The 17,238-nt window shown below is 49.5% G+C and carries 14 protein-coding genes; 9 read left to right on the top strand and 5 right to left on the bottom strand.

From position 1 onward, the window contains the following. Positions 1-23 precede the first annotated feature (23 nt). The gene (locus tag RJ32_RS13000; protein ID WP_034822772.1) at positions 24-2,465 is read right to left on the bottom strand and encodes a bifunctional aspartate kinase/homoserine dehydrogenase II; all 2,442 of its coding nucleotides are present in this window, start codon (positions 2,463-2,465) and stop codon (positions 24-26) included. A gap of 174 nt (positions 2,466-2,639) precedes the next feature. Here RJ32_RS13000 and metJ point away from each other — a divergent pair, with 174 nt between their 5' ends. Beyond that, positions 2,640-2,963 carry a met regulon transcriptional regulator MetJ gene (gene metJ / locus RJ32_RS12995; RefSeq protein ID WP_011235689.1) on the top strand — a complete coding sequence of 108 codons (324 nt, stop codon included), beginning with the start codon at positions 2,640-2,642 and terminating at the stop codon, positions 2,961-2,963. Here metJ and RJ32_RS12990 read toward each other — a convergent pair. Both RJ32_RS12990 and rpmE read right to left on the bottom strand, forming a co-directional pair. Then, complete coding sequence (locus tag RJ32_RS12990; protein ID WP_034822770.1) at positions 2,960-4,204, bottom strand: malic enzyme-like NAD(P)-binding protein; 1,245 nt, start codon at positions 4,202-4,204, stop codon at positions 2,960-2,962. The genes metJ and RJ32_RS12990 overlap by 4 nt on opposite strands. Before the next feature lie 242 nt (positions 4,205-4,446). Continuing rightward, positions 4,447-4,665: a 50S ribosomal protein L31 gene (gene rpmE / locus RJ32_RS12985; protein WP_011235687.1), complete on the bottom strand. Its 219-nt coding sequence runs from the start codon at positions 4,663-4,665 to the stop codon at positions 4,447-4,449. 167 nt (positions 4,666-4,832) lie between these two features. On the opposite strand from rpmE, the gene priA reads away from it, so the two are divergent. The 5 genes from priA to hslU all read left to right on the top strand — a co-directional run bounded on the left by priA (position 4,833) and on the right by hslU (position 11,446). Beyond that, positions 4,833-7,043: a primosomal protein N' gene (priA, locus tag RJ32_RS12980; protein WP_034822767.1), complete on the top strand. Its 2,211-nt coding sequence runs from the start codon at positions 4,833-4,835 to the stop codon at positions 7,041-7,043. Between the two features lie 92 nt (positions 7,044-7,135). Continuing rightward, positions 7,136-8,878 carry an arginine--tRNA ligase gene (argS, locus tag RJ32_RS12975; protein WP_034822765.1) on the top strand — a complete coding sequence of 581 codons (1,743 nt, stop codon included), beginning with the start codon at positions 7,136-7,138 and terminating at the stop codon, positions 8,876-8,878. 6 nt (positions 8,879-8,884) lie between these two features. Then, positions 8,885-9,451 carry an SPOR domain-containing protein gene (locus RJ32_RS12970; RefSeq protein WP_034822763.1) on the top strand — a complete coding sequence of 189 codons (567 nt, stop codon included), beginning with the start codon at positions 8,885-8,887 and terminating at the stop codon, positions 9,449-9,451. An 83-nt stretch (positions 9,452-9,534) separates the two neighbouring features. After that, the gene (gene hslV, locus RJ32_RS12965) at positions 9,535-10,092 is read left to right on the top strand and encodes an ATP-dependent protease subunit HslV (protein WP_011235683.1); all 558 of its coding nucleotides are present in this window, start codon (positions 9,535-9,537) and stop codon (positions 10,090-10,092) included. Position 10,093: 1 nt separating this feature from the next. After that, positions 10,094-11,446 carry an ATP-dependent protease ATPase subunit HslU gene (gene hslU / locus RJ32_RS12960; protein WP_034822761.1) on the top strand — a complete coding sequence of 451 codons (1,353 nt, stop codon included), beginning with the start codon at positions 10,094-10,096 and terminating at the stop codon, positions 11,444-11,446. Between the two features lie 24 nt (positions 11,447-11,470). Here the strand turns inward: hslU and RJ32_RS12955 are convergent, their stop codons facing one another. Then, positions 11,471-13,543: a bifunctional diguanylate cyclase/phosphodiesterase gene (locus tag RJ32_RS12955; protein ID WP_034822759.1), complete on the bottom strand. Its 2,073-nt coding sequence runs from the start codon at positions 13,541-13,543 to the stop codon at positions 11,471-11,473. A gap of 160 nt (positions 13,544-13,703) precedes the next feature. On the opposite strand from RJ32_RS12955, the gene rraA reads away from it, so the two are divergent. Together rraA and RJ32_RS12945 are read left to right on the top strand one after the other, a co-directional pair. Then, positions 13,704-14,189 (top strand): ribonuclease E activity regulator RraA, encoded by a 486-nt coding sequence (gene rraA / locus RJ32_RS12950; RefSeq protein ID WP_034822757.1) that lies wholly within the window; start codon positions 13,704-13,706, stop codon positions 14,187-14,189. Continuing rightward, complete coding sequence (locus RJ32_RS12945; protein WP_034822755.1) at positions 14,186-15,235, top strand: formimidoylglutamase; 1,050 nt, start codon at positions 14,186-14,188, stop codon at positions 15,233-15,235. Before rraA ends, RJ32_RS12945 begins: the two co-directional genes overlap by 4 nt. On the opposite strand, the gene hutI is transcribed toward RJ32_RS12945, so the two are convergent. Then, positions 15,186-16,412 (bottom strand): imidazolonepropionase, encoded by a 1,227-nt coding sequence (hutI, locus tag RJ32_RS12940; protein ID WP_011235678.1) that lies wholly within the window; start codon positions 16,410-16,412, stop codon positions 15,186-15,188. The genes RJ32_RS12945 and hutI overlap by 50 nt on opposite strands. 123 nt (positions 16,413-16,535) lie before the next feature. On the opposite strand from hutI, the gene hutC reads away from it, so the two are divergent. After that, complete coding sequence (gene hutC / locus RJ32_RS12935; RefSeq protein ID WP_011235677.1) at positions 16,536-17,237, top strand: histidine utilization repressor; 702 nt, start codon at positions 16,536-16,538, stop codon at positions 17,235-17,237. Position 17,238 lies beyond the last annotated feature (1 nt).

Here is a 17,238-nt window from a genome sequence, read left to right as displayed (position 1 = left end):
GCAATAACAAATTAGTGGGAGCATTAAGCTCCCACTGCCAGTTTACTCAGTAACTGATTCAGATCCGACTGCACGCCGCCAGCAGTAACGTGTTTACCCGCACCAGGTCCGCTAATAACTAATGGCATTTCTGAATACCAGTCGGTGTAGATAACGAAGATGTTTTCACCGGGTATTAAGTTGGCCAGCATGTCGCCTTCCGGAATGTACTCAATACCAACCTGAGCAGTAACTCTTTGTTCGTCGCTGACGGTAAAACTAGCCAGCAGTCTCGGCACTTTGCCGTCTTTAGCAGCTTCGTCCAGCATGGCTGTCATGGGCTCATCAAGTTCCGACAAGCGCTGCATAAATTCGCTAAGTGGTAAGTCACGTAAGTGCTCCGGCACCAAACTTTTTACTTCAATGTCCTGCCAGTCCAGTTTTAACCCAATTTCGCGTGCCAGAATCAATAATTTACGGACTAAGTCCTGACAGGATAAATCTTCACGAGGATCAGGTTCGCTGTAACCTCGCTCTTTGGCTTCTTTCACCAGTGAACTGAAAGTCACACCTTTGGTAAAGTTCTCGAACAGCCAGGACATGGTGCCTGAGAAAATACCGGAAATGCTGCGAATTTCGTCGCCGGAATTACGCAAGTCGTTAATGGCGTAGTTCAGTGGCAGTCCGGCACCAACTGTGGTGTTGTACAGCCATTCACGCTTGTACTCGTGCTGAATGGTACGAATTTCACGGTACAGCGCTTCGTCGGCGGAGCCCGCGCGTTTGTTGGCACTAATAATGTGCAGGCCGTTTGCGAACAAGCTGGGGTACAGCTGCGCGACTTGTTTGGCGTCGGTTAAATCAATCACCACCAGCTCATCGTATGGCGCATTGGGTAGCTCACGTAACAGTTCCGTGAGTACATAAGGTCGTGCCAGGCGGTCGAAGTCATCTGCCCACTGGGTGAGTTCGACGCCATTGTAATCCAGCCATAAACGCCTTGAGTTGGCTATGCCCATAACCCGCACGTCCATCACCTGATTAATACGGTCACGCTGCTGCCGGAACAGTTCCAGCCAGGCCGTACCAATGTTGCCACGACCAATGACCAGCACGCCCAGGCTGCGACGGTAGTTAAACAATTGGCTATGCAGGCGGTTGAGTAAACGGTTATCAAGCTTTTGCTCCAGAATAGCGACAGCAGAGTCACCATTTTGTGTCAGGGCAAAGCGCCGCACTTTTTGCTCAGAAAGCTGCAGTTTAAAGGTCGAGAACTGGTCGGTTTCCTGAATGCGGTTGCCGACAATGGCCAGCATGGAATACCCGCGAATTTGAGTAATGGCGTCACCGGCGCCCAGACTGTCCAACCAGCCGGTCAGGTAGTCTAAGTGGTTTTGATGAAACACCAGATACTGCTGATGATTTTCCGGCTCGGTCCAGCTGACCAGTGGCTCTAGTTCCAGTTCATCCAGACGTTTCACTAAGGCTTTATCGTGCAGCTCAACCTTAAACAGCACCACTTCAGACAGTGAAGTGAAGACTTTTCCACGAGGTTGGGTATTCTGGAACTGACCAATACGCGTTTGCTGATTTTCTACTTTCAGGCTGGAGCGAACGGAAATGACCATACGCTGACGGTCGACCGGCTGAAAGGTTCTTGGGTGCAGAACTGGGCTGCCAAGGCGCGCCAGTTCTTCAGCCTCGGTCCAGTCTAATGTTGGTAAACTGACTACGCGCTCAACTTTGCGCGGGTCTGCCGAATAAACGCCGGCTACGTCTTTCCAGATAGTAACCTGACGTGTATCCAGCAGACTGCCTACTAAGGTTGCTGAATAGTCACTGCCGTTACGGCCCAACGTTAAACTTTCGCCATTTAAACCGCGGGCAATAAAGCCGGTAACAATAAAGCGGGTGCCCGAGTGAGGAGCTACTCTTTGTAATAGTTTTTCACGAGAATGTTCTACCTGAATAACGGGTTCAGGGGCATCTGCAGCGAGTAAAAAGTCGCGGGCATCAATGTGGTCGGCGCGGGTGCCCTGTTTTTGCAGTAAAGCTGATAACAAGCGGGCAGACCAAAGTTCGCCGTACGACAGTAATTCGGCGTTATGGCTAATGGCTTCGTCGCTGGCTAACCAACGACGCCAGCGGGTGAAGTCTTGTTGTGACTGTTGCAGAAGTTGCTGCTGCAAATTACCGCTTAATAATTCGGTGATCAGCCCTTGCTGAAAACTCTCTAATTGATCTAGCAGAATGCTGGCGGTGTCGCCTGGCTGCGCCTTAGAATTAATAATGGCAAGAATGCGGTTGGTTGTATCTCCGGCTGCGGAAACGACGACTAAGTCGCTGGCACCAGCATACTCGGTTACAATTCGGGCAACGCGGCGATAGCAGAACGCATCAGCAAGACTGCTGCCGCCAAACTTATGCACCTGAACGCTGTCGGCAACGGCTTGCTTTTGCTCTTCTGTGAGCTGAGTTGTTGTCATTCCGCCTTCCTTAACTACTCGCTTGAATTAGGTAACTGCTACTAAGGCTAAAATATTGTCAGGCAAATGTCAGCAACTTTTAGCCATCTAGACGGATAAAATTTGACGGGGTCGTTCATTCGGGTACAATTCATTATAACTTATGTGGTTTTGTTATATAGCGGGACAATAACAATGAAATGGAACGGCGAATATATTTACCCTTATGCTGAACACGGTCGTAAGAGTCAGCAGGTGAAAAAAGTTACGGTCTCAATACCCACGCGCGTGTTAAAAGTACTGACCGATGAACGAACCCGTCGCCAAATTAATAATCTGCGCCATGCTACCAACAGCGAACTGCTGTGTGAGGCGTTTTTACACGCTTTTACCGGTCAGCCGCTGCCGGAAGATGAAGATTTGCAAAAATCTAATCCGAATAAAATCCCCAAAGCGGTGCGCGAAGAGCTAGAAGCCCGGGGATTACCTATTCCGACCGACGAAGAGCTCGACGATTAATCCTGCATATAATTTTTCGGTAAATCGATTTTAGCTGCGCCGGACTTCACCGCAGCTTCGGCAACGGCGCGCGATACCCGTGGGCACAAGCGCGGGTCAATTGGCTTGGGAATAATATAATCACGACCGAAGGTTAACTCTTTGACACCGGCCGCTTTTAATACTGATTCCGGAACAGGCTCTTTCGCCAGCTGGCGAATGGCCTCCACCGCTGCAACCTTCATTTCGTCATTAATAGCAGTAGCGCGCACATCTAATGCACCGCGGAACATAAACGGGAAGCATAAAACGTTGTTCACCTGGTTCGGGTAGTCCGAGCGTCCGGTTCCCATTATCAGGTCATCACGCGCCGCCATAGCGGTTTCTGGTTTAATCTCCGGGTCTGGGTTAGAGCAGGCAAACAGAACCGGGTTAGGCGCCATAAGTTTCAACTCTTCTGCGCTGAGTAAGTTTGGCCCTGAAACCCCCACGAAGATATCGGCACCTTCAATAACGTCTTTTAGTGTCCGTTTGTCGGTGTTGTTGGCAAACAGCTGCTTGTATTCGTTTAAGTCATCGCGACGAGTATGGATAACGCCCTTTGAGTCGAGCATATAAATGTGCTCGCGTTGTGCGCCACATTTAATTAAAAGCTCCATACAGGCAATGGCGGCAGCACCGGCACCAAGACAAACAATGCGAGACTCCGCCAGGTCTTTACCCTGAATTTCCAACGCATTAAGCATACCTGCGGCCGTCACAATGGCAGTACCGTGCTGATCATCGTGGAATACCGGTACATTGCAGCGCTCTATTAACGCCTGTTCTATTTCGAAACATTCAGGCGCTTTAATGTCTTCTAAGTTGATGCCACCAAAGGTATCGGCAATGTTAGCAACGGTATTGATAAAGTCCTGAGTAGTACGATGATTTACTTCAATATCAATAGAATCTAGTCCGGCGAAGCGCTTAAATAGAAGAGCTTTGCCTTCCATTACCGGTTTTGATGCCAGTGGCCCTAAATTGCCCAGACCAAGAATGGCGGTTCCGTTGGTAATAACCGCAACCATATTGCCTTTGGCCGTATAACGGTAAGCCGCGTCCGGGTCCTGAGCAATTTCCCGAACCGGCTCTGCGACGCCCGGGCTGTAGGCCAAAGCTAAATCTTTGCTGGTTTCTGCGGGAGTGGTGAGTTCAACCGAAATTTTACCCGGGGTCGGGTATTCGTGGTAATCCAGTGCCTGTTGGCGAAAATCTGTCATGCGGTGATACCTGAGTCTGGTTATCAGAATGCCAATCAGTCTATCGCTTTTAAGCGAAGAAACAAATCTTACCTCCACCTTTAAAGGCCACTGAGGCGAAGTAAATTTAACGAGTGTTCAAAAGTACACCAGTTAACTTTTCTTTAACAATAGGAGGTTTAGGCGAGCGGGCATAAAAAAAGGCGCTGTTTAGCGCCTTTCTCTTAAAATCTGCTGTTAAGCAGCGTTTTCTATAGGTTTTCTTAGGAATCTTTCTTGCCCAGAGCACCAAAACGCTTCTTAAATTTGTCAACACGACCACCAGTGTCCATTACACGTTGCTTACCAGTGTAGAACGGGTGGCACTCTGAACAGACGTCCAGGTGAAGATCTTCTGAGCGGGTTGAACGCGTTTCGAACGTGTGACCGCAAGAACAGCTGACTTTTAAAGTCTCGTACTTAGGATGAATACCTTGTTTCATGGGGTTACCTCAGTTATGGGCCGCATCGCCATTCGATCCAAAGCCGAACACCATGCGCAAAAAAACATCAATGAATTAAGAGCCGCGCATTTTATGTGATCCTGCGCCTGTGATCAAGCAGAATCTGCTGCCTTGTATTCTGCGCGGTAGCGTTCCAGAATAGAGCCATGAAGCAAGCCAGCACCGGCAGCGAACGACGTTATAAAGTCGCACTGCCGCTACCTCTTCGACAAACCTATGATTATCTGTGCAAAAGTGCCGAGCCACTGCCGCAGGGAGTCCGCGTGCGCGTGCCTTTTGGCCAGCGTCAGCTAGTGGGTTACGTGGTTGCCGAAGCCAGTGACGAACCGCCAACATTTGAACTGAAGTCGGTTGCTTCGGTTCTGGATGAGCAGCGACTGTGGCCGGATGATATCTGGCAGCTGGTGCGCTGGTCGTCGGATTATTACCACCACTCGCTGGGTGACGTTGCTGCGAACAGCCTGCCGGTTCTGTTGCGCAAAGGCGATGCGCCGGAATATCTGACCGAAACTTTTTATGCGTTGACCGACTTAGGCCGGGCGCAGTCCATTAATGATTTAAAAGGGGCTGCAAGACAGCAGCAGGTGCTGGCGGCGCTTAAACATCAGCCGCTCAGACGCAGCGACTTGACCGATATAGGCGTCACCTCAGCCGTGCTTCGTACCTTACAGGATAAAGGCTGGATTGAAGTGCGCGAGCAGGCACCGACTAAGAATCAGGGCTGGCAAAAGCAGTCATCGGTGCTAAAAGAGCAGGGACATGCACTAAATACCGAGCAGGCAGTGGCGGTTTCGACCATTAACCAACAGCAGAAGCACAGTACGTTGTTGCTGGAAGGGGTTACTGGTAGTGGCAAAACCGAAGTGTATTTGCAAGCCATGGAGCCGGTGCTGGCTCGTGGAGAGCAGGTATTGGTGCTGGTACCGGAAATAGGCCTGACTCCACAGACTTTGCAGCGCTTTAAAGAGCGCTTTGACGCGCCGGTGGTGATGCTACATTCCGGGATGAGCGACAGAGAGCGACTGAATACCTGGCTGGACGCAAAGCACGGACATGCGGCAATTATTATCGGCACCCGCTCGGCGGTGTTTACACCCTGTCAGAAACTCGGGCTTATTGTAGTCGATGAAGAACATGACTTGTCCTACAAACAACAGGACGGCTTTCGCTACCACGCTCGGGACATTGCCATTAAACGGGCATCGTTGCTGAATATTCCGCTGGTACTGGGTAGTGCAACGGCCTCGCTGGAAACTTTGAATAACGCGGTCAGCAAGCGTTTTCACTGGCTTAAGTTGGGGCAGCGAGCTGGTGGTGCGCAAATGGTTAAACACGAGCTTATTGACCTGAAGCAGCAGCCCATTAAAGCCGGTGTTTCCAAAGCGTTGCAGGAACAAATTCAGGTAGAAATTGAACGCGGTAATCAGGTACTGCTGTTCCTTAACCGTCGTGGTTTTGCACCGGCGTTAATGTGTCATGAATGTGGCTGGCTGGCGCAGTGTCATCGTTGTGATGCTTATTACACCGTACATAAAGCTCATCACCAGTTGCAGTGTCATCATTGCGGTAGTCAGCAGCGAATACCTAAGCAGTGCGGTTCCTGCGGCTCCACGCACTTAATTTCGCATGGCGTGGGTACCGAACAGTTAGAGCACAGCCTGAAGGAGATGTTTCCGGGCCGCGGAGTGCTGCGCATTGACCGGGACTCCACCCGCCGTAAAGGCCAGTTAGACGACTACCTGCAAAAAGCTACAAATAACGAGTACCCTTTGCTGGTCGGCACGCAGATGTTGGCTAAAGGCCATCACTTTCCGCATGTGACCTTGGTGGCGCTGCTGGATGTTGATGGTGCGCTTTACAGTGCGGATTTCCGGGCAGCAGAGCGTTTAGGACAGCTTTACACTCAGGTGGCTGGTCGCGCCGGGCGGGAGCACAAAGCCGGGAAGGTGGTACTGCAAACTCACCATCCGGAGCACGACTTAATTCAGGACTTACTCAACAACGGCTATTCACATTTCGCGCTGACGGCTTTAGCCGAACGCCAGCAAAGCGAGCTGCCGCCGTTCTCTTATTTGGCGTTGTTTCGTGGCGAAGCAACCGACAGAGACTCGGTGGTACAGGCTATGACCCAAATTCAGCAGCTAATGCCGCAGGTGGAAGGTGCGTTTTTACTGGGGCCGATGCCAGCTTTAATGGAGCGTAAAGCTGGTCGTTACCGCTATCAATTACTGTTACATTGTCAGTCGCGTAAATTGCGTTTTCAGCTTATCGAACACTTGTTGCCGCAGATTAACGCCTTGCCGTTATTGAAAAAAGTGCGCTGGTCACTGGATATTGATCCACAAGACTTCAGCTGATTAACAACTAAGCGGTTTTTTTTATCGAGCGTAGCGATTAAACTAAGCGCTTTGAATTTCCTCTTCGATTTTTCATACAGGTAGTCGCATTAATGAAAGAACAACTTGAACAGTTACTGGCCGAAGCCATTGGTCAACTTAAAGCACAGGGCACAATTCCGGCGGATCATTCAGTAAACATTCAGTTGGACCGACCCCGCGATAAGTCTCACGGTGACTTTGCGACAAACTTGGCATTAATGCTGGCAAAGCCTGCGAAATCGAATCCGCGTCAGTTGGCAGAAGCCATTGTTGCCGCGGTTCCGGAGAACTCCCTGTTGTCGAAAATGGATATTGCCGGGCCGGGCTTTATTAACTTCACCATTTCGCAGGACCAGTTGAAAGACCAGCTAACCGCGATGCTCAGCAGCGACAGCCTGAACGTGGATGTGGCAGAAGAAAGCAAAACCATTGTTATTGACTACTCGTCGCCTAACCTGGCGAAAGAAATGCACGTAGGCCATTTGCGTTCTGCCATTATTGGCGACGCCGTGTCGCGCGTGTGTGAGTTTTTAGGGCATAAAGTCATTCGCCAGAACCACGTGGGCGACTGGGGCACGCAGTTCGGCATGCTTTTAGCGTACATGGAAGCGCTGGATAACCAGTCTGCTGAATATGAGCTGAGCAACCTGGAGACTTTTTATAAAGCCGCCAAGCAACGTTTTGACGAAAGCGAAGAGTTTGCTGACCGTGCACGTCAGCTAGTCGTAAAACTGCAGTCGGGCGACGAATACTGCCTGAAGCTGTGGAACCAGTTTATTGATGTGTCACTGAGCCATTGTCAGGACGTTTACGACCGTTTAGGCGTTAAACTGACTCGTGACGATGTGATGGCAGAGAGTGCTTATAACGACAAGTTACCGGGTGTTATTGAGCACCTGCGAGAAAAAGGCCTGTTGACTGAAGATCAGGGTGCACAATGCGTGTTCCTTGAAGAATACAAAGGTAAAGAAGGCGAACCGCTGCCTATTATTGTGCAGAAAAAAGGCGGGGGCTACCTCTATGCCACCACCGATTTAGCCGCTATTGAATACCGTCAGAAACAGTTAGGTGGTGACCACCTGATGTACTTTGTGGATGCGCGTCAGTCGCTGCATTTCGACCAAATTTTTACGCTGGCACGCAAAGCCGGTTTTGTGGAAGGCGAGATACAGCTAGACCATTACGGTTTTGGTACCGTGATGGGCAAAGATGGCAAACCTTACAAGAGCCGTGACGGTGGTGTGACTAAGCTGGCTGATTTATTAGATGAAGCTGAACGTCGTGCACTAGAGCTACTGCAGCAGAAAACGACTGATTTAACAGATGAGCAGCAAAAACGCGTTGCTGAAGTGGTGGGTATTAGCTCGGTTAAGTACGCGGACTTATCAAAAAACCGTACCAGCGATTACATTTTCGACTGGAACCACATGCTGACTTTTGAAGGCAACACGGCACCTTACCTGCTTTATGCTTACACCCGTGTGAACAGTATTTTTGACCGTTTAGGCGACACAGCGTTTGATCGCAACGCCGACATTATTCTGGATGACGAACGCGAGCTGGCGTTGGCGAATCAGCTGGTGCGTTTTAACGAAGTGCTGCATCAGGTTCAGGATAAAGCCATGCCGCATTTCTTATGTGGTTTCCTGTTTGATTTGGCCGGTCGCTTCTCCAGTTTTTATGAAGCCTGCCCAATTTTGAATCAGGAAGACGAAGCCCTTCGTAACAGTCGTCTGAAGTTGTCGATGTTAACCGCCAACGTGCTGAAGCAAGGCCTGGAATTACTGGGTATTCCAACCCTGGAGAAGATGTAACGCACTATGGATTACGCGAATCGTAAGCCAAAACCGCCAAAACGTAAGCCGGCTAAGAAAAAGGGAACCAATAAAAAGCAGCAACGCGGTGCAAAACCCGTTGCTGAGCGTAAGCCGGTGCCCTGGTTCGTGGTCGCTGTTGCCATTGTCCTGATAGCATTTTTTACCTATATTCTGCTGCAAATTAACGGTAAATCTGAACAGGTTGAACAACCAAAGGTACAACCGCCACCGGCTGACTTATTGCCAGAGAAATCGGCTGAACGCTGGCGCTATATAGAAGAGCTAAAAAGTAAAGAGGTGGAAGTGGATGTGCCTGAACGCGAACTGGGTCCACCGAAACTGATGCAATGTGGCTCTTTCCGTCAGCAGGAAGACGCTGAAAGGTTACGTGCACAAATTGCGATGGCGGGGCTTGAATCTCAGGTACGCTCGACTGAAGGGAGCAATGGGCTTTGGTACCGGGTTATTCTGGGCCCTTATGAAACCAAACGAGATGCTGAAAGTGACCGTCATAAACTTCAACGCAATCAAGTGTTTGGTTGTGCTATCTGGAACTGGAATCTGGATTAATCGGCTGACACCATTGAAAAATACGATATAGACCCTCAAATACTTGTCATCGACGTCACTAAGACAAAAAAGAGGGTCTTGCTTTGACTACTATCGTATCTGTTCGCCGCGGCGATAAAGTTGTAATTGGCGGAGACGGCCAGGTTTCCTTAGGTAATACCGTAATGAAAGGTAATGCGCGTAAAGTGCGTCGCCTATACCACGATAAAGTGCTGGCAGGTTTTGCCGGCGGAACCGCAGACGCTTTCACACTGTTCGAACGTTTTGAATCCAAACTTGAACAACATCAGGGGAACCTGATGCGTGCGGCTGTGGAATTGGCAAAAGATTGGCGTACCGACCGTGCTTTGCGCCGACTGGAGGCATTGCTCGCGGTTGCGGATAAAGAAACGTCATTAATTATTACTGGTAATGGTGACGTTGTGCAGCCGGAAAATGACCTTATTGCGATTGGCTCCGGTGGGCCGTTTGCGCAGTCGGCAGCAAGAGCTTTGCTGGAAAATACCGACTTGAATGCCCGCGACATTGTGCAAAAAGCACTGACCATTGCAGGCGATATCTGCGTGTACACCAACGGCAACCAGACCATTGAAGAAGAAGAGTCTATTGCTGAAGACAAAACGAAGCAGGGGAAAAAATAAGATGTCTGAGATGACCCCAAGAGAAATTGTAGACGAATTAAACCGACATATTATTGGCCAGGATAAAGCAAAACGCGCTGTCGCCGTTGCTTTGCGTAATCGCTGGCGCCGGATGCAGCTGGATGACGAGCTGCGTCAGGAAGTAACGCCTAAGAATATCTTAATGATAGGCCCTACCGGTGTGGGTAAAACGGAAATTGCCCGCCGCCTGGCGAAATTAGCGAGAGCACCTTTCATTAAAGTTGAAGCGACTAAGTTCACAGAAGTGGGTTACGTGGGCAAAGAAATTGAATCCATTATTAAGGATTTAACCGACGTTGCGGTGAAGCAAACGCGCGAAGAAATGATGCAAAAGGTACGTTACCGCGCTGAAGAAGCGGCGGAAGAGCGTATTTTGGATGTGCTGTTACCACCGGCGAAGCAGTCTTCTTCTGGTTGGGCTCAGCAACAGGAAGAGACGCCGGAAAATGATGACCAGCGTGGTACGCGTCAGGTATTCCGTAAGAAGTTACGTGAAGGCCAGCTGGATGACAAAGAAATTGAAATTGATTTAGCCATGCCGCAAATGGGTGTTGAAATTATGGCGCCTCCGGGTATGGAAGAAATGACGTCGCAGTTGCAGAACATGTTCCAGAACATGGGCAGCGATAAGACAAAAGCACGCAAAATGCGCATTAAAGATGCTTACAAGCAGCTAGTCGAGGAAGAAGCGGCGAAATTGCTGAACCCCGACGAAGTAAAAGAAGCTGCTATTGAGTCGGTTGAGCAAAACGGCATTGTCTTTTTAGATGAAATTGACAAGATTTGTAAGCGTGGCGATACCAGCGGGCCAGATGTTTCCCGCGAAGGCGTGCAGCGCGACTTGCTGCCTTTGGTTGAAGGGACCACGGTGAATACCAAGCACGGTATGATAAAAACTGATCATATTCTGTTTATTGCCTCTGGTGCATTCCAGATGAGTAAGCCGTCAGATCTTATTCCTGAATTACAGGGGCGTTTGCCTATTCGGGTTGAGCTGGAAGCACTGACCAGTGGCGACTTCGTGCGTATTCTGACAGAGCCAAGTGCGTCGCTGACGACTCAGTACCATGCTCTGCTGAACACTGAAGGCGTTGAAGTGAGCTTTACTGAAGAAGGCATTCAGCGTATTGCTGAAGTGGCATTCCATGTAAACGAAACGACAGAAAACATTGGTGCGCGTCGCTTACATACGGTGCTGGAGCGTTTAATGGAAGAAATTTCCTTCCATGCTACTGACCACAGCGGTGAGAAACTGGTTGTTGATGCCGATTACGTGAATGAACATGTCGGTGAGCTATCGCAAGACGAAGACCTAAGCCGCTTTATCCTGTAAAAATACTCTGCAGAAATTGTAGAGCTAGAAAGCCGTTGCAAACTCTCCGGGTGGCAACGGCTTTTTGTCGCCTTGAATTTGGCGTTCAATCAACTGTTCAGCAAATTGCAGGCGCATTGGGGGGGAGTAAAAATAGCCCTGCATCATGTCGCAACCCAGTTTTTGCAACATGTCCTGCTGTTCTTGGGTTTCAATGCCCTCGGCAATAACGCGTTTACCCAGACCGTGAGACAGCCGGATCATGGCTTTTAAAATGGTGACATCGTTATTATTTTGCTGCAGTTCGCTGACAAAGCTGCGGTCTATTTTAATTTTGTTAATAGGTAATGAGCGAAGGTAAGCCAGGGAAGAGTGACCGGTACCAAAATCATCAATAGAAATGCCAAAACCCATTTCCCGCAGCCGCTGGATAACACTCATGCCGTTGTGTAAATCTGACATGGCCACGTTTTCGGTGATCTCAAGCTCTAGCCATTCGGGCGATATATTGTAGTCTTCCAGTAACCGCTGCATTTTTTCTATTAACTGAAAATGCTGAAATTGTGGCGCTGATAAATTCACCGCTATGGGCCAGCAGAGACCAAACTTTTGTTTCCAGGAAGCAAGGATAGCAGCCGCGTGGTTCAGTACCCAGTCATCCAGTTCGGTGGAAAGCCCCAATTGCTCGATATAAGGCAGAAATTCCGCCGGACTCAGCAGACCGCGTTCCGGGTGCTGCCAACGGATCAGGGCTTCAAAACCACAAAGCTGTTGATGGTCAAAGTCAAACTGCGGCTGAAGATACAGAGTGAACTCATTCTCTTGCATAGCGCGGCGTAAAATTGGCTCCATATCAACCAGATAGGAGTACATCTCATCCATACCCCGCTCATAAACGGTAACACTGGGCTGGTGTGACTGCTTTGCCTGAGTCAGCGCAATGGTTGCTTTATTGAGTAGAACTTCCGATCGACTGCCGTGCTGAGGGTAGCGTGCAATACCAATACCCGCGGCAATATTCAGCGTTTTTTCGCCCACTTCAATGGGGTTACTCAGTGTGTCCTGAAGCTCTGTAGCTAAATCTTTTATAAGACTGCGGCTTTTTAAATGATCAAAGGCAAGAGCAAAGACATCGCCACTGATACGGGATACCGCCAGAGGCTGTTTGCGAAAGTTTTGCAGGCGTCGCGCAATTTCTTTTAGCACCTGGTCACCACCGCGAATACCAATGTTTTCGTTAACCACTTTAAAGCGACTGACGCCAACAAGCATAATGGTTAATTGACGGTTGTTACTGCGGCAGTACTCGATGAATAAAGGAATTTTACTGACCAGCTGGTCACGGTTAGAGACTCCGGTCAGCGCGTCATGGGTGTGCAGATACTCGGCTCTTTGGATGGCGCGCACTGCGGTATTGCGCTCAGATTCCAGCAACCAAATGATAATACCGACGATAATCGCCGCAATGATAATGATATTTAAAAGCGCCTGAAAGCTGAGAGCCCAGTCCACAGCGTTTCCGGGTAAAGAAAAAATAACGCTAAGTACGACTAAATTCTTAAAACCGATACTGAAAAAGCCACCGGACACCAATTTGGGGCCGATACCGCTTCCTAATTTCCGCCACATAAGCAAGCTGATAGCGATTAACGCTACGCCAGTGACCAGAAACCGCATAAATCCGGCATTGGGCGTGTTACCCGCATCGCTTATGGTGGGATCTAGCCAAAAATAGGAAATAATACCGCCAACCAACGACACCCCATAAGCTATATATTGCCAGTAGTGTTGCGGTTTTTTATTAAACGCGGCACAAGAGGCACCGAGGGCAATAAACGAAATGGCTAGGTACTGGCAGGTTAAAGCGACCCCTTGTAAACCACTGGACCAGCTAAGCGCAGACTCGGGCGCGACCATTGCGCTTCCGGCCAAAAAGGCTCTGATGATTTCTCCAGGACCAAATGCACAGCAGGCGAAAGCCCAGTAACCTAGATAATCGCGTTGATAGTATCTATGGTAATACATCAGTAAAGCGGCAAATCCGAGCAGAAAAACTGCCTGTATTGAATGCGCAAAGGTCTCTATAGCCAGACTGGTCATGAGGTCGAGCTGGGGCATGAAAATAGCAATTCACTTTATTATTATTATGGTTAGTTAGATTAAACGGGTTTTTATTCTATAATTCAAGGGTTTCGTTACCGCTATCAGGTTGCTTTTGTCCGCACCGGATAGCAGGTATACTGCCAGCTACTGCTATAGCAACGTCAGGAATACAATCATGGAATACAACACTTCAGAACTTTGCGATTTATACCCCGATATGGTCGATGTGGTTGAACCCATGTTTGAGTCTTACGGAGGCCGCAACTCTTTTGGTGGTAGTTTGGTTATTATCAAGTGCCATGAAGATAAAGGGCTTATTGAGGAAACCATTGCTGCCGACGGTGGTGGGAAGATTTTATTGATTGATGGTGGTGGCTCATCACGCCGTGCTCTGGTTGATGCAGCTATTGCTGAGCAAGCCATGGATAACGACTGGGAAGGCATTGTCTGTTACGGCGCCGTGCGCGAAGTTGACGCGCTGGAAGAGCTGGATATTGGGATTCTGGGTGTTGCTTCTATTCCGGTTGGCGCTATTAGCGAAGGCGTAGGTGAACTGAATGTGCCGGTAAACTTTGGCGGCGTAACCTTTTTGCCGGAAGACCACCTTTATATCGATACTACTGGCGTTATCTTGTCTCCGGAACCATTAGATATTGAATGATGAGTGACATCTCTTACTTAGAACTGACCGACCCGGCAAAATGGGTCACGGTACGTGAACAGGAAACTAAAATTGGCCAGGCCATTCGGGTGCTCTCTGAACAGGGCACTTACGAAGAAAGCCTGGCGGCAGCCTGGGAAGACGGCCAGCGTGTAGCATTAGTCGGTATTCCCGAGAGTATCGGTGTGCGAGCCAACCTTGGTCGCGCCGGTGCCGATGACGGCTGGCAGGCTTTTTTGAAAAGCTTCTTAAACCTGCAAAAAACGGGGTTACTTTCCACGCACGAGATGTTGTTGGTTGGAGCGGTTAATTGCGACGACTTAAACGAAAAGGCCGCTGAACTCGATGCTACAGACGCCCATGATCTGGCCACTTTACGTGAACTTTGCGCGCAGGTTGATGCCCGCGTCGAGAAAATTCTGACGCCGTTATTCGAGCAGGGTTTTGAGGTGATTGTTATTGGCGGGGGTCACAATAATGCGTATCCGCTGCTGAAGAGTTTGCATAAAGTGACAGAGGAAGCTTGTGGTGCGGTCAATTTAGACCCTCATGCAGACTTTCGTCCGCGCGAAGGCCGCCACTCCGGCAATGGCTTTAGTTACGCTTATATGGAAGGTGCGCTGGAGTTTTACCATATTGTTGGTTTGCATCAGGGCAAAAACTCTGCCAGTAGCCTGCGTCAGCTGCAAGACGCTGGCATGCGTTACCATACACTGCATCGCTTATATGAGCGTCCATTTGTTGAGGTGATGGACGAAGTGGTAGCAAAAGCCGTGTCCTGGCAGAGGCCGCTAGGTATTGAAGTTGATGTTGATGCATTAAATGCCGTACCAGCCAGCGCTGTAAACTATGTTGGTTTGAGTCTGGGGCAGGGTTTTCAGTACGTTAAGCGCTTAGCAGAGGTGAACGAAGCGCGTTATTTACACCTTGCCGAAGCCGCTCCTTCTTTGTGCAGTACCGGCTTCGACGAAGGCATGAAAATATGCGGACAGTTGCTTAGCGAGCTGACCACGGCTTACTTACACGGTCGTGAGCGACGCCGTTAAACCATAAGGTTTTTAACGGGTTCACACCAAACTGGTACGTGAGCTCAGCGGCGTCTTTGCAACTCCATAGTGCTAAATCTGCGTAACAGCCTTCTGCAATAACGCCGCGCTGGTTTTCGCCTAATGCTTTTGCTGCATTGACGGTAACGCCCCGCAGACACTCTTCCGGTGTCATGTGGAAAAAAGTCGCAGCCATTTGCAGCATTAACGGTAAGTTATGAATCGGTGATGAACCCGGGTTTGCATCGGTGGCAATAGCCATAGGCACCCCGTGTTTGCGCAGTAACTCAACTGGCGGTTTTTGCGTGTCGCGCAGGAAGTAAAATGCGCCGGGCAATAACACCGCCACCGTGCCATTTTCGGCCATGGCCTTAACACCTTCTTCATCCAGTTGCTCAAGATGATCAGCCGATAATGCCTGATAATCCGCGGCCAGCTTGGCACCTTTCTGGTTGGTGATTTGCTCGGCGTGAAGCTTAATTGGCAGTTCTAAGTCTTTTGCCGTTTTAAATACTTTTTCGGTTTGTGCCGGGCTAAATCCAATACTTTCACAAAAAGCATCAACCGCGTCGACCAGGCCTTCATTAGCCAGCGTTGGTAAAATGTTTTGGATAATTTCTTCAATATAGCCGTCGGCGTTATCCTTGAACTCAGGTGGCACTGCGTGTGCCGCCAGCAAAGTGGTTTTAATGTTCACCGGTAACTGTTCGGCTAACTGACGCGCTACGGTTAATTGTTTGCGCTCATTTTCCAGATCCAAGCCGTAACCGGACTTCACTTCTATGGTGGTAACTCCTTGTGACATGAGCGTTTCTGCGCGCTCTAACGCCAGTGTCAGTAACTCTTCTGCGGAGGCCTCGCGGGTGGCTTTAACCGTACTTTTGATACCGCCGCCCTGCTCAGCAATTTCCTGATAGCTGGCGCCATGCAGGCGTTGCGCGAATTCGTTAGCGCGGGATCCGGCCCATACCAGGTGAGTGTGGCAATCAATTAACCCGGGAGTCAGCAGACCACCGTTACCGTCAATGACTTCTGCAGTCGGGGTGGCGGGGGCGTCAAAAGCGGCACCCACAAATTCAATTTTGCCCTTATTAATAATGACTGTAGCGTCCTGGATAAGGCCATAACCCTTATCATCAGTCATTGTCGCTGCGTTGATATTTTCTATGCGTTGCATAACAGTCCTTTAAGGTTGGTTCTGATAAAAGAGTAGCAAAAGCTGCTTGTATATACAATTATTCTGAACTAGACTTTTAGCCTCAAAAACATCGAATCATGTCATTTACATGTTGGGGTCGGGATGAACAAGTTCTCAAAGATAAAACAGCATATTTATCTGAAGATAGAATCCGGTGAGTGGCCTGAAAACCACCCTGTCAGTTCAGAAAATGCCTTGTCGGCGCAGTTTTCTGTCAGTCGAATGACGGCAAGACGCGCGCTACAGGAACTGGCCGATGAGGGGCTGGTCATTCGGACTCAGGGCTCTGGTACCTACGTTGCGCCAATTAAATCGCAAACCTCGTTCATGGCCATTCGCAATATTGCCGATGAAGTGCGTTCACGTGGCCACGATTACCGCGCCAAAGTGCATATGCTGAAAGAACAACCCGCCTCGACTCAGGTAGCTGAAGCGCTGGAGCTGGAAGAAGGGAGCCCGGTATTTCATTCGCTAATCACTCACTATGAAAATGACTTGCCGGTGCAGCTGGAAGAACGTTTTGTTAACCCCAAACTGGTTCCCGATTATCTTAAGCAGGACTACAGCAAGGTAACCCCGCACGAATATTTGTGTGTGGTTAGTCCGCTCACCGAAGCCAGTCATCAAATTGAAGCTATTCTGCCGGTCAATACTCTCTGCCAATACTTAAGTATCGACCGTCACGAACCTTGTCTCAGAATTTTGCGCCGCACCTGGAGCTCAGGTGGCGTGGTGACTTTCGCCACGCTGACCCATCCGGGCTCCCGCTTTAAGTTAGGCGGCCATTTAACCTTTAAGGAGTAAG

This window comes from Idiomarina sp. 28-8 (genome assembly GCF_000320945.2).
GTDB lineage: Bacteria > Pseudomonadota > Gammaproteobacteria > Enterobacterales > Alteromonadaceae > Idiomarina > Idiomarina loihiensis.
This window is presented reverse-complemented; position numbering and strand designations above follow the sequence as displayed.

Bases quoted from the DNA above. Each gene is read 5' to 3' on its own strand.
- RJ32_RS13000 (WP_034822772.1), bottom strand. From the start codon at position 2,465: ATGACAACAACTCAGCTCACAGAAGAGCAAAAGCAAGCCGTTGCCGAC.
- metJ (WP_011235689.1), top strand. From the start codon at position 2,640: ATGAAATGGAACGGCGAATATATTTACCCTTATGCTGAACACGGTCGT.
- RJ32_RS12990 (WP_034822770.1), bottom strand. From the start codon at position 4,204: ATGACAGATTTTCGCCAACAGGCACTGGATTACCACGAATACCCGACC.
- rpmE (WP_011235687.1), bottom strand. From the start codon at position 4,665: ATGAAACAAGGTATTCATCCTAAGTACGAGACTTTAAAAGTCAGCTGT.
- priA (WP_034822767.1), top strand. From the start codon at position 4,833: ATGAAGCAAGCCAGCACCGGCAGCGAACGACGTTATAAAGTCGCACTG.
- argS (WP_034822765.1), top strand. From the start codon at position 7,136: ATGAAAGAACAACTTGAACAGTTACTGGCCGAAGCCATTGGTCAACTT.
- RJ32_RS12970 (WP_034822763.1), top strand. From the start codon at position 8,885: ATGGATTACGCGAATCGTAAGCCAAAACCGCCAAAACGTAAGCCGGCT.
- hslU (WP_034822761.1), top strand. From the start codon at position 10,094: ATGTCTGAGATGACCCCAAGAGAAATTGTAGACGAATTAAACCGACAT.
- RJ32_RS12955 (WP_034822759.1), bottom strand. From the start codon at position 13,543: ATGCCCCAGCTCGACCTCATGACCAGTCTGGCTATAGAGACCTTTGCG.
- rraA (WP_034822757.1), top strand. From the start codon at position 13,704: ATGGAATACAACACTTCAGAACTTTGCGATTTATACCCCGATATGGTC.
- RJ32_RS12945 (WP_034822755.1), top strand. From the start codon at position 14,186: ATGATGAGTGACATCTCTTACTTAGAACTGACCGACCCGGCAAAATGG.
- hutI (WP_011235678.1), bottom strand. From the start codon at position 16,412: ATGCAACGCATAGAAAATATCAACGCAGCGACAATGACTGATGATAAG.
- hutC (WP_011235677.1), top strand. From the start codon at position 16,536: ATGAACAAGTTCTCAAAGATAAAACAGCATATTTATCTGAAGATAGAA.